We start from the raw sequence: 15,258 nt of genomic DNA on the forward strand, positions 1-15,258 counted from the left end.
AGTCCAGTGGACTTTATGTGCCAAATCAGCCGAGCGGCTACTAATAGCTGCGCGCGCCAACCTGCCGGAGCGCTTGAAGCGTAGCGCGCGAAGGCAATTTTGCGCGCTGAGCCGCTCAGGCAGAAGCACTGCTTCTGCGCGGCGAAGACGTGAGCGCAGCTAATCTGCGCGAGCGACATAGCGCGGCTAATCCGCGCGAGCGTAGAAACACCCAGCCCTCCTACATACCAAGTAAGGAAGGCGCGCAATACCAAACAAGGAATATCGTTCGCGTTATATTTGCCTCATGAACGAGACAAATATAACGAAATTAAGCAAAAAAACGTTACAAATGTCTCATCAATGATGCAAATATAACGAAAATCAGTCAAAAATCGTTACATATGTCTCGCTCGTGAGACATTTGTAACAAATCTTGGTCAAAGCTCTGTCAAAGCGCGCTGCGCAATAAAATCTCCTCAAGCGCGCGCTTAACCGAGTCAGGCAACGTGCACTTCCATTGCGCCCACTTAGCAACCTCTGGGTGCTGCGGCGCATGCGCATTAGTCAAGTCAACGCTTTGCTGGTAGCGCTCAAAATCGCTCTCGCTAGTGTACTCAAGCGCGCAAAGCTCGCTTATAGCACTCGCGCTACCGCCAGCCTGGCGAATCGCGTCAAAAGCAATCTCCTTGCCGCGGTATGGCACTTGCGCTTTAAGTAGCAGCCTGTAGCAATCGCCAACCTTAGGGTCTTGCGCAATGCACAGTCCGCCATCCACAATCACTCGCACGCAATCGCCAACAGGCACATTGTGCACAGAAACAGTAAGACTTAGCGTAGATTCTTCGCCTTCATATGAAACTTCTACAGCCTTAGATTCAACCTGATTTTCCCCAACAAAAACGCGAATTTTGCCAAAGTCTGGGCAAGCAACGCCCTTAAACACCACGCTCCAATCGCGATTAGAAGGCAGCGAATCAACAGCACTACTGCAACCCGTTGCGGCATTGATCACAAATTGTGTAGACGCATTGCCATCACCGTCGCAGGAGTCGCGCCAAATCAACTCCATGCGAGTATCGGCAGTTTTCCCAGCGCACGCGTCTTCAAATCTGCCGTTATCTTCGCGCATAACAAACTCGCCGTTCGCACCTGGGAATGCAAGAACGCGCAAATCTCGCGGATTTTCAACGCTATTAACCGCAGCCGCCGCCTGATCGCTACTTGCGCAAGACGCTTCGCTCGGCAAAACTTGCATTGGAATAATGGCCCCAGCGCGCGCAAACGCTGGCACGCGGTCGATTCCTCGCCAAACCTCAAATCTGCGGCCAGCACCGCCGCGCGAAACATAGCGCCTTCCGTCAAAGAAATCGTACCAATCGCCTTCTGGAAGCCAAACGGCAGTGCATCCGCGCTCAACTTGCGCGCACCCCTTGCTAACGATTGGCGCAACAACAAGCTGGCTGCCAAAACGGTACTCGTTCGGCATCTCGTATGCTGCAAGCGTTTCTGGCGATTGCCAATACATTGGCTCTACAATTGGTCTGCCATCAACCGCCGCGCGATAATTCATCGTATATAAATAAGGCAGCAATTGCGCGCGAAGTCGCAGCATTTTAACCATCGCATTGCGCGTCTCGGCTGGGAAATTCCACGGCTCTTTGCCAGCAAACGGCGAGCAGCTGGAGTGAAGGCGATTAATCGGGCTAAACGCGCCGAAAGCGTACCAGCGCGCCTCCAACTCATCGCATCGCACGCCAAGCATGTGACCGCCAATATCGTGACTCCACCAACCGTATCCAATGTTGGAAGCTGTGGCCGTAAAGTAGGTTTGGAAAGCCAGCGAATCCCACGTTGTTACGCTATCTCCCGAGAATCCCACTGGGTAGCGGTGCGAACCAGTCCCAGCGTAGCGCGAGAACGTAAGCGGCCACGCACCGCCGCGCCCCGAATCCTGGTAATGCACGTGGTTAAGCATCCAAAGCGGATCCAGCCCAGCCTGCTTTGTAACTCCGCCCTGCTGCCAGTCAATCCACCAAAATCTAACGCCCTCGCCCTCCATGCGCCGATGCAAGTTTAGGTACGCATTCAAAAAGCGTGGGTTTGTAAGGTCAAACTCAACTGCCTTGCCGCTTTGTGGGTCAATCCCCATATCGCGCACAACTTGCGCATAGTCTTCTTCAAACGCGCGCACGCCGTCTCTCGGGTGCAAATTAAGCGTTGCAGAAAGCCCTTCGCTGGCAAGGCTGCGCAAAAACGCGCGGTGATTTGGGAACAGATCGCGGTTCCACGTGTAGCCCGTCCATCCCGAACCATACTTTGGGTCCACATCCGTCACGTGCCAATCCATGTCGATTACTGCCGTGGAGAACGGTATGCCTTCGCGCTTAAATCGGCTCATCAGCTGCAAATATTCGTCTTGGCTATACCTGTAGTACCTGCTCCACCAGTTGCTTAGCGCGAATCGCGGAAGAAGCGGCTGCGCGCCCGTAAGCTTGTAAAAGTCGCGAATTGCGCCTATATAGTTGTGACCGTAGCCAAAGAAGTATAGGTCTTTAGAGGATTCGCCAGGCACACTGCCATCCGCCTTTGCGCGCGGCTCCACCCATGCCCCGTATGGGTTTTCTTTTCCATCAACAGCAGCCGCATACGCGATTTTTGCCGAGCGCGAATCGTCTAACACGGCCCACCCATCGCGAGATATTACGCCCGTTCCAAGCTTTACGGCTCCATCCGCCTCGTCCACTGTTCGAGCAGTGCCGAGCAAATTGCCGTGGCACTCGTCGCCGTAATGCCACGTGTTGAATTGCGACCCAGGCACTCCGCGCACAACAATGCTCAAGCCCTCTTTGCTAAACGGCTGCTGGTTGTACGTGATCAGTAGTTTTTCGGTTTCGACTTCTATCCAGCCATTTTCCAAATTTTTTACACTATATTTTGGATTAACAGATTTTGGATTAAAAGCGCGCGATGCTTCATCTTCGGTTGCTGGCGATTTTTCCGCGGCAAACTGCGCGCTGCTCTCGAAGTTTCGTCTTACAACTGTTTGCGTAGGCGCGTCTACAAATCCGCCGTTTTCGCTCCACTCAAGGCGCACAAGCGAATCCGTGATTAACGTAATTCGCCAATTTTTGCCGCTTATAACCTGCGATTCTTTTGCCTTAGCTAGCGGATTTTTAGCGTAATCGTAAAAAATGTGCGCGTCTTGGATATTTTGCGCGTCTTGAATATTTTGCGATTCTTGCGGATTCAAAGTCATTTTACGCCTCTTTGCTTTGTTTCTTTGCTTTTTGCTTTTGCTTGTGCTGCATTGCTTTTGCTTGTGCTGCATTAATTATGTTGCTGCGTTGCATCTTCCAAAATCATACAGCAAACGTTTGCATTTACAAAACGATACGCGCCGCGGAAAAGTCGCCAGCAACCGAGCCGTAAAAATTACGCCACTCTTCTCAAGACTAAATAAAAAATTACAACGTATATATAAAGGCTAAAGATAAAGGCTTAAGATAGCGCCTAAAGCAGAATCGTGAACACGCTTGCGATTACAAGCATAAGCGGATACCACGCATACATAAGCCAGCGGAATTGCTTAGTTTGCTTAGGGCCGTCGCCATACGGACTGCGGTAATGCAACACAGCCACGCCAACGCCAGGCGCCAAAAGCGACATAGCGCCGAAAGCGCCAGCAATCAGCTCCATGCGAATCTCGTGGTTTTCTAGGAATCTAAAGATAAGAACAAATCCTAAAAGTAAAGCTCCGCCCCAAAAAATATTCTGCCTAAAGCCGACTCTTCCGAAAAGATTCCACAATATTCCTGCAACCAAAATCACTGCGATTGACGCCACTTTTTGCGCGCCACTAAAACGCGCGCGAACCATGTCGATTCCCGAAAGCACAAACAGCGCAATAACAAGCCCAAACACTGGATTTTGCGAGCGCATATCGAAAGCGCAGCCAAAGGTTGTAAAGTCGTACGGAACCTCGCAAATAAGAGCCAGCACAAGCAGACGAAGCGTGTAAAGGTTGAGGTTATGCGTGTTTTGATATCCGCGAACGAGCAGCCACGCATACCATGGCAGGGCCGACCAGCTTACAACTTCGCACACTACGGCAGCGGTGAGGCTCCACATATTAGTGCTGGAAAGGCCGCCAAAAAGGTGCGGAATCACGGTTGTGCCGAACGCGCTGAGCATCATCATTACAGCGCCGAGCAGCTTGAACTTTTTGAGAGTAATCCCCATTTTTATGTTCTTGTCTGCGCGGATTTTGAGTTTTAGCGCGTCCATAATTCACCTCTTGCTCGCACGCGTGGCGTTAAGTGCGTATAGCTTTGCCATCATTGCATAATCATTGCAATTGTATCAAACTCCGCCTTAAATCTCTGCATTATCTCTGTAGTGCATTTGTACCAAAACGTTACAAATGCCTCGCCGCCGAAACAAATATAACGAAAATCAGTCGAAAAACGTTACAAATGTCTCACAGCCGAGACAAATATAACAAATCCGACCCAAAAAACGTTACAAATGTCTCATGTGCGAGACAAATGTAACGAATTTGTGGAAAAGCTCATTATAAAACAAACGCCGCAAAGGACTGCGCGCCGAGTTTAAGCGCGGAAGAATCGCAAGCAACCGCTCCAACCGAAATCCGCGGCTGCGAAATCGCCTCTGTTGTAAGCCCTGCAAGCGCGCTAAGCGAAATCGTCTCCTCGTTTAATCCAGGATTCATAACCACAACGCATCGATTTGTAGAGCATTCACCATCCGACTCAACCGCGCACCGCTCGTATGCAAAGCTGCGACCATCCACAGGCGCGTACAACACTCGCCAAGTGGCATCCGCATGCAACGCCGCGCACTCGTGACGCAAAGCAATCAGCGCGCGCACCCAGTTAAGCAGCGAATCGCCATCCTGCTCCTGCCTCAAAACCGTTGGAATCTCACCACTTTGCACGGCCTGCTTGCGCGAATTTGCGCAAGTCCTTCCATCCGCGCGCACCTCAACAGGCAGGTACAACTTCGACTTTGCGGCCGCAGAGAATCCAAAATTCTTGGAATCATCCCACTGCATTGGTGTACGCGTACCCGTGCGCGCATAACCGCCCTCTTTTGTAGGAATATCGCGGTATTTCATGCCGATTTCGTCGCCGTAATACACAAACGGCACACCTGGCATTGTAAGAATCATGCCAAACGCAATCCGCCTTTCGCGCTCGCTTAATCGCGGAGCCAAACGCGGCGTATCGTGATTGCACGTTATAAAGCTAAAGTAGCCCTCGTTGCAAGTGGCTTCATATTGCGGGCAATAATCGTCTAAGAATGGGCAAATGCTGCCGCCGCCGCGCGCATTAAAGTAGCTGTGGTCGTGCTCGGGATTGCCATCTAGCGCATTATCCACATCTCTAGCCAGGCGCGCATAACCGTTTGGCTGCCCATCCCATCGCCAATTCAAATAGAAGTCCATGTCGAACCCAGCAGCCAGCGCCTGACGCGGCCTGCCCCACTCCGAAACGAAAGCAGCCTGCGGATACTCGGCTTTTACAGCGCCCAGCATTTCTTGCCATGCGCGAATCGTGTTGTCTTTGCCAAGGCTCCCCTCGCCATTGTTGTCGTCGTTTTTTACAAGCGAATCCGCCATATCTACGCGGAATCCATCTGCGCCAAGCAAAAGCCAAAATCGCATAACATCAACCATTGCAGCGCGCGTTTGAGCCGCCTCCGCGGAATTTGGCGCGGATTGCCACGCGCGATCCCTTTGCGCAAAGCCGTAATTTAGCGCTGGCTGGCATTTGAAGAAGTTAAGAATATACGTTGCATCTCGCTCACTTTCACCGCCAATAAACGGCATGGAATAGCCGCTAAACGCGCTGTCGGTCCATATGTATCGCTTGCTAAACTCGTTTTCTTGCGCACGCGAGCTTTGCTTAAACCACTCGTGCTCTTCGCTTGTGTGACCTGGAACAAGGTCTAGCAAAATGTGCATTCCACGATTGTGTGCTTCGCTAAAAAGACGTTGCAAATCCTCGTTTGTGCCGTAGCGCGATGCCACTTTTTTGTAGTCGCGCACGTCGTAGCCTGCATCCTTAAATGGCGAATCGTAGCAAGGATTTAGCCAAATTGCGTTGCAACCAAGCGATTTTACGTAGTCGAGTTTTTCGATTATGCCTGGAATGTCGCCGATTCCGTCGCCGTTTGAATCGTAGAAGCTTTGTGGGTAGATTTCGTAGAATACGGCGTCGCGCAGCCATTGCGCATGTTCGTTTTGCATATTTCCCCCGTTTTGTTGGTTTTGTTGGCGTGTATTAATTTTTGGCTTGATTTGTCTTTTTTGACTTGACTTGTCTTTTATTTTGACTTATCTTATCTGATTTTATTTTGACTTATCTTATCTCTTTTTATCTCTTTTATTTTGACTTGACTTATCTTGTCTAATTTTATTTTACTATTCACTTTCCTGCATTTGTTTACCAAAACACCAAAAACGTAAACAAACACAGGCATGTGTTCCTGCATTTGTTCCCCATTTGACCCAAAACGGGAACAAACATGCGCGACGACCTGCCTTTTCGCTCAAAACATAGCGCGAAAAGGTAGGTCGGAGCGCTATCAAAATAAAATTCCGATAAATTTACTGATTTGCAAAATAAAATACAACTTTTTATCAAAAATAAACAACTTTAGCGGAAATTTTTCTAATAGCGCGCAACATGATTTGCCAACTACAATATATACGTGTATACTACACATTGCTTATAAACAGATTTCAACAACAAATGTGACGCTGCAAAAACGCAGCAAAACGTCAAAGTTGCGCCACATGAAATTTGTTACTATGCCACCAAAGAACATGCCAAGCTGGCATGATATAGGAGGTCAAGGATGACGAATATGAAGAAAGTGCTGGGCGCAGGCCTCGCAATCGCCACTATGTTTGGATTTGCTGCATGCGGTTCTAGCACCAATGCTGGCTCCAGCAGCAAGTCGAACCCAGTAAAGCTCACCGTATGGTCTTCTTCCGAAGATCAGAAGGCTGGCGGCTGGATTCAGGCTATGGAGAAAGCCTTCCAGAAGGATCACCCAGAAGTTACTTTTAAGAACGCTGTTGTTGCACCACCAGATGCTGCTAAGACAGTTAAGCAAGATGCTAAGGCTGCTGCCGATGTTTATCTGTTCCCTAACGATCAGCTCGGCGACTTGGTAAAGGCAAACGCAATTGGCGAGTTGAGCGATGACGCTGCAAAGCAGGTTAAGGAAGACAACGATGAGACCATCATCCAGTCTGTAACCGCTCAAGACGGCAAGCTTTATGGCGTTCCATACATGGGCAACACTTGGTTCATGTACTACGATAAGTCCAAGTTCTCCGACGAAGACGTTAAGTCCCTCGATAAGATGCTCGAAAAGGGCAAGGTTGCTTTCGACATTAGCAACGCTTGGTACCTTCCAGGCTTCTACCTTGATGGCAACATGACCCTCTTCGGTGAGAAGAGCAACGACGGCAAGGCTGGCATCAAGATTGGTGACAAGGCTGCCGAAATCACTAAGTATGTTGCAAAGCTCATTCAGAACAAGAACTTTGTAATGGATGGCGATGGCGCTGGCTTGTCTGGCATTAAGAACCACACTGTTGACGCTTACTTCTCTGGCTCTTGGGATGCTGGCGACGTAAAGAAGGCTTTGGGCGACAACTACGCTGCTGCTCAGCTTCCAAAGTTTAAGTCCGAAGATGGCGAGCACCAGATGAAGTCCTTCGCTGGCTCTAAGGCTGTTGCTTACAACCCTAACTCCAAGGCTCCAGAGATGGCCGCTAAGTTCGCTGCATTCCTCGGTTCTAAGGAATCCCAGGAGCAGATGTACAAGCTTCACGGCGACATCCCAGTTGCTAAGGCTTTGAGCGATCTTGTTAAGGATAACCCAGCCGCTGTTGCTCAGATGAACACCATTGCTAAGACTTCTGTCTTGCAGCCAACCGTTCCAGAAATGGGTGCCTTCTGGGATCCAATGAAGACCTTCGGTACTGCATTGGCCAACAAGGAAGTCAACGACGGCAACGCCGCTGCAAAGATTGCAGACTTCCAGAAGGGCTTTGAGGAAGCTCTTAAGAAGTAAGTATTAACTTACAAACTATTTTCTAAATATTATTTTCTTTTAAAAGAAAATAATATTTAGAAAAACACGGCAAGGACGCCCCGCTCCCCTAAGAATAGTAAATCGGGGCGGGGCGTTCTTTGCTTGTATAAGCCCCACAATTTTACGGAAAGGCATGTCATGACTGGCACGACATCCACCAAGCGAGGGAAGCGAAAGAAGGCACCTTCTGCCGATGAATTTGTGGCTCCTTCGCAATACTCACTACAGGAGGCTGCAAAGCACGCAGACGCACTGTCTTGGGTTTCGATAATTATCTTCGGTTTTGGTAACTTCGTTCGCAAACAGTACGTGAAAGGTCTCGTATTTCTTCTATGCGAGGCTGGAGTTCTTGCCTTCTTGGCCACAACTGGCGCGGAATATTTACCAAAATTCGGTACTCTCGGCACTAGAAAGCAAGGCAGAGTAAAGATTAACGGCTTCTGGCACTACGTTGCTGGAGATAATTCTGTTGAGATTTTGCTGTATGGCGTTATGAGCATTGCAGCAATTATTGTTTTAGTTTATTTGGCTACTTTGTCTTTGCGCAGCGCATACAAGTCTCAATCCTTTGTAAAGCGCGGAGAAAAGCCTATCACCTTTGTTAAAGATGTTGAATCTTTGCTCGACCGCCACGCGCACGTTGGTTTTATGACTCTTCCAACCGCTGGAATTGTTCTGTTTACGGTATTGCCATTAGCATTCATGATTTCAATGGCGTTTACAAACTACGACCGTGACCACACACTTCTTTTCCACTGGGTTGGTTTAAACAACTTTGTTAAGATTCTTGGAAACACAACTGGAACCATTAATGCTGGAATCTTCTTCGATGTTTTGATTTGGACCCTTGTTTGGGCCTTCTTCGCTACATTCTTGAACTTCTTCTTCGGCATGTTTATGGCAATGATTATTAACAGGCGTACCACTCGCCTTAAGAGCTTGTGGCGCATCTGCTTCTCGCTTACAATCGCAGTTCCACAGTTTGTGTCTTTGCTCGTTATGCACAGCATGCTGCAAAGAGATGGCGCTATTAACCGTCTTCTCATCTCTTCTGGATGGATTCATTCTCCACTGCCATTCTTCCAGGATGCAACTTGGGCAAGGGTTACCGTTATTCTCATCAACCTTTGGGTTGGTATTCCTTACACAATCATGCAGATCACTGGTATTTTGCAAAATGTTCCAGCAGAACTTTACGAAGCAGCAGAACTTGATGGTGCAAGCTGGTGGCAGCGCTTTATGAACGTTACTATGCCATACATCTTCTTTGTTATGACTCCATACTTAATTACAACGTTCACTGGCAATGTTAACAACTTCAACGTTATTTACCTCTTGTCTGGCGGCGAGCCAACACCAATCGGCTCTTCGGCAGGTAAGACTGATTTGCTCATCACATGGCTGTACAAGCTTACGGTTGATAAAGATAACTACAGCATGGGCGCGGTAATCGGCATTATGACATTCATTGTGCTTGCGATTGTTGCTTTGATAACATACCGCAACTCTGGCTCCTACAAGAATGAGGAGGGATTCCGGTGAGTAATAAGAAGGATCTTATGCAAAGCGAACAAACTGTGCATAGCACACGCAGCGTTCCATTCTGGCGCGATCAGCGCGTGCGCCGCATAATCGGAGATATCATCACTCATATCTTCCTGATTATTATGTCTATTATTTGGCTCGCGCCAATCGTATGGGTGTTCTTGGAAAGCTTTAACCAAAACACCGCTCCATACCAAACAACATTCTTCCCAACTAAGTACACGTTTAACAACTACATTCAGCTGTTTACTGAGCGAGAAGTTCTTGACTTCCCACGCATGTTCTTAAACACTTTGATTGTGTCTATTTTCGTGTGCATTATCTCTCTGTTCTTCGTGCTTGTAGTAGCGTTCTGCATGTCTCGCTTGCGTTTCCGCGGTCGTAAGACATTTATGAACATTGCTTTGATTCTTGGCATGTTCCCAGGCATCATGGCAGTTATTGCTATCTACTTCATTTTGAAGGCTTTTGGATTAACAAATGGCTCCGTTGTTCTTATTTCCCTGATTATCGTTTACTCTGCTGGTAGCGGCATGGGCTTCTACGTTATGAAGGGTTATATGGATACGATTCCAAAGTCTTTGGACGAGGCCGCCTACTTGGATGGCTGCACAACTTGGCAAGTATTCTATAAGATTATTCTTCCAATATGCAAGCCTATGATTGTGTTCCAAGCTATTGTTAGCTTCTTGGGTCCATGGCTTGACTTCGTTCTTGTTAAGACGATTGCTCGTACTCAAGATAATTACACTGTGGCTTTGGGCTTGTACCAAATGCTGCAGAGAGAATACATTAATCACTGGTTCGCACGATTCTCCGCTGGAGCTGTGTGCGTTTCCATTCCAATCGCAATCCTGTTCATTGTTATGCAACGATTCTACGAAGAGTCGATGTCTGGCTCTGTTAAGGGATAGTAAGCTCTGCATTAATTGTAGAGTTTGGTGAAATATGGGGGCCGAGCGTTAAAAGCGTTTCGGCCTTCGTATTTTATGCTAAATAATTTAATAAAATACAAAAGGATATATTCATGACGTTCCCACCTTCAACACAATGGCCAGTTTATTCGGGGCAGCTCGGATTCTCGCTTAACGAAAAATCGACCACTTTTACGCTTTGGGCGCCAACAGCATCGTGCGTAACACTGCGACTTTTTGAAACAGGAAACAACAGTGAACCTTTCAAAACACGCGATTTGAAGCCGTTGCGCGACGGTGCATGGAGAACGTCAATATTGCAAAGGCTAGATGGCGTTTACTACGACTTTCTTGTGACCTTTGCAGATGGAAAAGTGAATCGCACAAGCGACCCGTGGGGCGTTGCTAGCGGCGTAAATGGCGAGCGCAGCCTTGTTATTGACGAAGATCGCGTGGCTCCTGCAGGCTGGCACAAAGACAAATCGCCAGAATTTGTGCGCCATGCAACTGTTGTGTGGGAGATGCACGTTGAAGACTTTAGCAGCAATAAAAATGGCGGATTTAAGCCAGAACACCGCGGTCAGTATCTTGCTTTTACAGATTCGCATACGACTTTAGATGCGGATATAAACTTCCCTACTGGAATCGACTATCTTAAAAAACTTGGCGTAACTCACGTTCAACTAATGCCAATCTACGATTTTGCAACTGTTGATGAGGTTGCGATTTCGTCTGCTCGCAAAAGCGGCGAGAGCGTGGATTCGCTTTACAATTGGGGCTACGACCCTCACGCGTACAACGTGCCAGAAGGCGCATACTCCAGCAACCCGTACGATGGCACGGCAAGAATCCGCGAATGCAAGGCAATGATTGGCGCTTTACACAAGAATGGCATGCGCGTAGTGATGGATGTTGTTTATAATCACATGTTTGAAGCAGCATCGAACGCGTTTGAAAGCGTTGCTCCTGGATACTTCTGCAGACGCAAGGATGACGGCGGATTTGCAAACGGATCGGGCTGCGGCAACGAAATGGCTTCCGATCATCCAATGTTTAGGCGTTTTATGATTGAGTCCATTTTGCATTGGGCGCGCTGCTACCATGTGGATGGTTTTAGGTTTGACCTTATGGGCTTAGCGGATGCGCAAACTTTGAACATGATTCGCGCAGAGCTGGATAAGCTTGATGGCGGCAAAGATATTCTTATGTACGGCGAGCCGTGGGGCGCGGGCGCTGCAGCTGTAGCCGATGATTGCCCTATGGGAGATAAAGCTGGGCGCGGCTTCCTGGATTCTAGAATCGGATGGTTTAGCGACGAGTCTAGAGACACACTTAAGGGCAACGTTATGGATCATCGCGACCGCGGCTATGTAAACGGCAACGAGTTTTGGACGGCGGATCCTGTGCGAAACGCGTTTAATGGCTGGCGTGGTATGCCTTGTGCTGGCAAGAGTGTTGGCCAGATTGTGCAGTATGTTTCTGCTCACGACGATTTGACTTTGTGGGATAAGCTGTGTATTTCTATGCGCGATAATGCGTCTAGCTGCGATTTTGACGCAAGCGATCCAAACAGCGTTGCATACATCTTCAGCGCTAATATTCTTAGCTCTGGCATAATTTTGTGCTCCGCTGGAATGCCATTTATGCTTGGCGGCGAAGAGTTTGGCCGCACTAAGCATGGTTGCGATAATTCCTATAATCGCGGAGTTGCAATGAACCAGCTTGATTGGTCTAGAGCTAAGCGATTCCAGCCGCTTGTAGACTGGTATAGCGCGCTTATAAAACTTCGCGCTAAGAACGCTGATTTCTACGACGCTCAGCACACGCGTCTTAACGCATCCGATAACTCCATTCTTGCGGAGCAAATCGGAAGCGACTTGATTGTGTGCGCTAATCCTATGAAGGATGCTCGCGCAACGGTTGATTTGCCTGCGTCTTGTGCAAGAGATAAGGAATGGAAATTTGTGCTGGACTCCAGCGAGTACTTTGATAGATGGATTGGCAGCGCTTCTAGCAGCCGCGCATCAATGCTTTGCGATGATAATGGCGATCAGCGCGCGGTTCACGTGCCACAACGTACTTTTGTTGTGTTAAGTCGCAAGCGCGCTTGATTTCGAGCTCTTGAGCGCGCGTAAATCGCAATTTATCCCGATTTTGTTCCCTTATTCCTGCGATTTGGGAACAAAGTCGGGATTATTTTTGGGTTTATAGTTAAATACTAATGTTTTCAAATACTTAGCCGAATATTTGGTCGAATACTAATATTTCAAGGCAAAACCTTATAATTTCCTTAATTGTTCCTTATAACTTGCCAAAATGTGCGAATTATTCCTGTTGTTCTGATAGACTTATTTTTAGACTTTATACCCCCCTTGCGTATATTCGCAATGGCGGAGAGGAGAAAGTTCAGTAACAAGACAGAGACGCTATTAAAGCACACATTGCAAGACAGCGCTTTGATCTTACAACTTGATAATTAAACAAATATCCCCACCCCCCAAACCTAAATGATTTGAAGAATGAGGTAAATATGAACGCTAAGATTGCAGCCGCTATCTCTTTAGGCGCTAGCTCTTTGGCTCTTATTGGAAGCATAAGCATTGCAAACGCAGCAAACGCGACTACAACCTTGACGAAAGATGATCCAACTACGCATGTAACTCCAGTTTCTTCTGTTGCACAAGCTGGCGAAAGCTTTGACCGCATGAGCGAAGTTGTTACTGTTGATCCGCAAGGCGATCCTGGCGCTGCTGACGCTGGTCAAGCAGGCGATACGCCAGGAAATGCAAAAGTCGCAGATGGCGTAGAAGGCAAAAACGACGAATCCACGCAAGATTCTAAGGCTAATAAGACTCAGACAAGCCAAGACGGCGCTAGCCAAACAAGCTCCGACTCTAACGCAAGCACACAAGGCAAAACTAACGAAAAGAAAGAAGATCAGGGCTCCGAAGGCAACACTGTTACGCAAGATAACGGCAAGGATTCTAAAACTCCGACTGAAGATGCACAAAAGAAGTTTGAAAAAGATGCACAAGATAAGTTTATAAAGGCGCAAGACTATCTGAGCGAAGCAACTGCGTCATACAATCCAGTAGAAAAAGAAGTAACAAAAGTTCAAAATGAAGCTGATGAAGCTATTCAGAGCGTAAATAGCGCAATAGAAAAGAAAACACAAGCTGTAGCTGGAATCGAAAAAGCAAAGAAAGATATAGCTGCTAGAACTCAAGAGCTTGAAAACGCTCAAGGTGAAAATAGAAAAACTATTGAAGAAAATTTGCAAAATTCAAGGCAGGATTTAGAAAGAACAGCTAAAGACGCTTCAGATGCTATGAACCAGATTGAAGCAGCATCTAAAAAAGCAAAAAATGCTGAGACAATGCTTTCAAACGCAGCTACTAAGCTGGAAGAAGCTACAGATAAAATCTCAAAAAAAAGCAATACTGTTCAGAATATGATTAAAAATCTTGAGAGCAATCATGGAGATCTTTTTAAGAAAGACGAAGGTCGTAAAGAATCATTTAAGGTTGTCACAGATAATTTTACTAAGTATATAAACCAATTAAGCAAATTGTCTAATAACCTTGACGGCCGCAAAGATTTGCTTGCTGCAGCTGCTAAGAAAGCAGAAGAAGCACTTAGCTCTAGACTCCCATCTGCTGATGAGCCTGATGCGAATGCTCCACAAGAGCAAGTTCCACCAATGCAGAACCAGCAGAACGCTCCAGCTCCTGCACCATCAGAGCCACAGCAGCAAGAGAAGAATCAAGCTCCAGCTCCGCAAGCTCCACAAGAGAATCCACAGGCTAAGCCACAAGCTCCAGCACCTGCTCCTGCAGAGCCTCCAGCGGATACAAATCCACAGAATCAGAAGCCAAAAAACAAAGCGCAAGATAGAGATAGCTCTGCTCAAGGAAACTTTGCAGGAAGCAATGCGCAGAAAAACGGCGGCAATTTGAATGTTGTTCCAGGCGCAGGCTCTATGGATGCAGCTCCATCTGCCCCAGCTCCAAGCGCGCCGCAAACTTCGGCTCCACAAGCACCACAAAATGCGCAAGAGCCAGCTCCACAGTCTGCACCTAAGCACAGTGCTGCTCCAGCAAATCAAACGGAGACTGCGAATACAGCTAAAGCTGCAGAAGAACTCGTAGAAAACGCTACTGCTATGCTACAAACAACCGCACAGACTCCTGCACGTTCGCATCGTGCTGCTGCTCCTGCTACTCCTGCTACTGCAGCAAGCTCTGCAAGTGCAACAAAGAGCGAAGAGTCCAAGAACACATCTAACGATTCCGCAAAAGATGAAAATCAGAAGGAATCCGAAGACTCCAAGAGCGAAGAATCTAAAAACGAAGACTCTAAGAGCGAAGACAATAACAGCGATAAGAGCGCTCAGGCAGCTGCCGCAAACAACGGCGCACATGCCACTGGCAACAACACAACGCTAATCGCAGCTGTTGCTGGCAGCATCACTGCTGGAATCGCAGCAATCGGCGCTGGCTGGCACTTTATGCGAATCCGTCGCAAATAGTCGCAAATAGTGAATACGCGCGAATAATCACAAATCGCAAATAACAAATAACAAAACCGCAGAAGGCAATCGCCCTGCGGTTTTTGCATACTCAAGTATCTCAAGTCACCCTAAAAATCGCCAATATTGCAAACGATATCAATACTTAATATAATGGTT

At 47.7% G+C, this 15,258-nt stretch carries 8 protein-coding genes; 5 read left to right on the forward strand and 3 right to left on the reverse strand.

Features of this window, described 5'->3' with window-relative positions; genetic code table 11:
• Positions 1 to 430: 430 nt before the first annotated feature.
• The 3 genes from AC1EKB_RS04810 to AC1EKB_RS04820 form a co-directional block, all read right to left on the reverse strand.
• Positions 431 to 3,238 (reverse strand): glycoside hydrolase family 31 protein, encoded by a 2,808-nt coding sequence (locus AC1EKB_RS04810; protein WP_481248983.1) that lies wholly within the window; start codon positions 3,236 to 3,238, stop codon positions 431 to 433.
• A gap of 254 nt (positions 3,239 to 3,492) precedes the next feature.
• Positions 3,493 to 4,266, reverse strand: a complete 774-nt coding sequence (locus AC1EKB_RS04815; protein WP_422114358.1) for a TraX family protein — start codon at positions 4,264 to 4,266, stop codon at positions 3,493 to 3,495.
• Positions 4,267 to 4,552: 286 nt separating this feature from the next.
• Positions 4,553 to 6,250, reverse strand: a complete 1,698-nt coding sequence (locus AC1EKB_RS04820; RefSeq protein WP_481248984.1) for an alpha-amylase family glycosyl hydrolase — start codon at positions 6,248 to 6,250, stop codon at positions 4,553 to 4,555.
• 611 nt (positions 6,251 to 6,861) lie between these two features.
• On the opposite strand from AC1EKB_RS04820, the gene AC1EKB_RS04825 reads away from it, so the two are divergent.
• The 5 genes from AC1EKB_RS04825 to AC1EKB_RS04845 all read left to right on the forward strand — a co-directional run bounded on the left by AC1EKB_RS04825 (position 6,862) and on the right by AC1EKB_RS04845 (position 15,099).
• The gene (locus AC1EKB_RS04825) at positions 6,862 to 8,091 is read left to right on the forward strand and encodes an extracellular solute-binding protein (protein WP_016636333.1); all 1,230 of its coding nucleotides are present in this window, start codon (positions 6,862 to 6,864) and stop codon (positions 8,089 to 8,091) included.
• Between the two features lie 159 nt (positions 8,092 to 8,250).
• Positions 8,251 to 9,654: a carbohydrate ABC transporter permease gene (locus AC1EKB_RS04830; RefSeq protein WP_481248985.1), complete on the forward strand. Its 1,404-nt coding sequence runs from the start codon at positions 8,251 to 8,253 to the stop codon at positions 9,652 to 9,654.
• A complete protein-coding gene (locus AC1EKB_RS04835; RefSeq protein ID WP_004131368.1) occupies positions 9,651 to 10,571 on the forward strand; it encodes a sugar ABC transporter permease in 921 nt (306 codons plus the stop codon). Before AC1EKB_RS04830 ends, AC1EKB_RS04835 begins: the two co-directional genes overlap by 4 nt.
• Positions 10,572 to 10,684: 113 nt before the next feature.
• Entirely contained in the window at positions 10,685 to 12,682 is a 1,998-nt protein-coding gene (pulA, locus tag AC1EKB_RS04840) for a type I pullulanase (RefSeq protein WP_481248986.1), read from the forward strand.
• Positions 12,683 to 13,101: 419 nt separating this feature from the next.
• Entirely contained in the window at positions 13,102 to 15,099 is a 1,998-nt protein-coding gene (locus tag AC1EKB_RS04845) for a hypothetical protein (RefSeq protein WP_415694307.1), read from the forward strand.
• The last annotated feature ends 159 nt before the right edge of the window (positions 15,100 to 15,258 follow it).

This window comes from Gardnerella sialicivorans subsp. sialicivorans, assembly GCF_056746795.1.

Bases quoted from the DNA above. Each gene is read 5' to 3' on its own strand.
- AC1EKB_RS04820 (WP_481248984.1), bottom strand. From the start codon at position 6,250: ATGCAAAACGAACATGCGCAATGGCTGCGCGACGCCGTATTCTACGAA.
- AC1EKB_RS04825 (WP_016636333.1), top strand. From the start codon at position 6,862: ATGACGAATATGAAGAAAGTGCTGGGCGCAGGCCTCGCAATCGCCACT.
- AC1EKB_RS04810 (WP_481248983.1), bottom strand. From the start codon at position 3,238: ATGACTTTGAATCCGCAAGAATCGCAAAATATTCAAGACGCGCAAAAT.
- AC1EKB_RS04830 (WP_481248985.1), top strand. From the start codon at position 8,251: ATGACTGGCACGACATCCACCAAGCGAGGGAAGCGAAAGAAGGCACCT.
- pulA (WP_481248986.1), top strand. From the start codon at position 10,685: ATGACGTTCCCACCTTCAACACAATGGCCAGTTTATTCGGGGCAGCTC.
- AC1EKB_RS04845 (WP_415694307.1), top strand. From the start codon at position 13,102: ATGAACGCTAAGATTGCAGCCGCTATCTCTTTAGGCGCTAGCTCTTTG.
- AC1EKB_RS04815 (WP_422114358.1), bottom strand. From the start codon at position 4,266: ATGGACGCGCTAAAACTCAAAATCCGCGCAGACAAGAACATAAAAATG.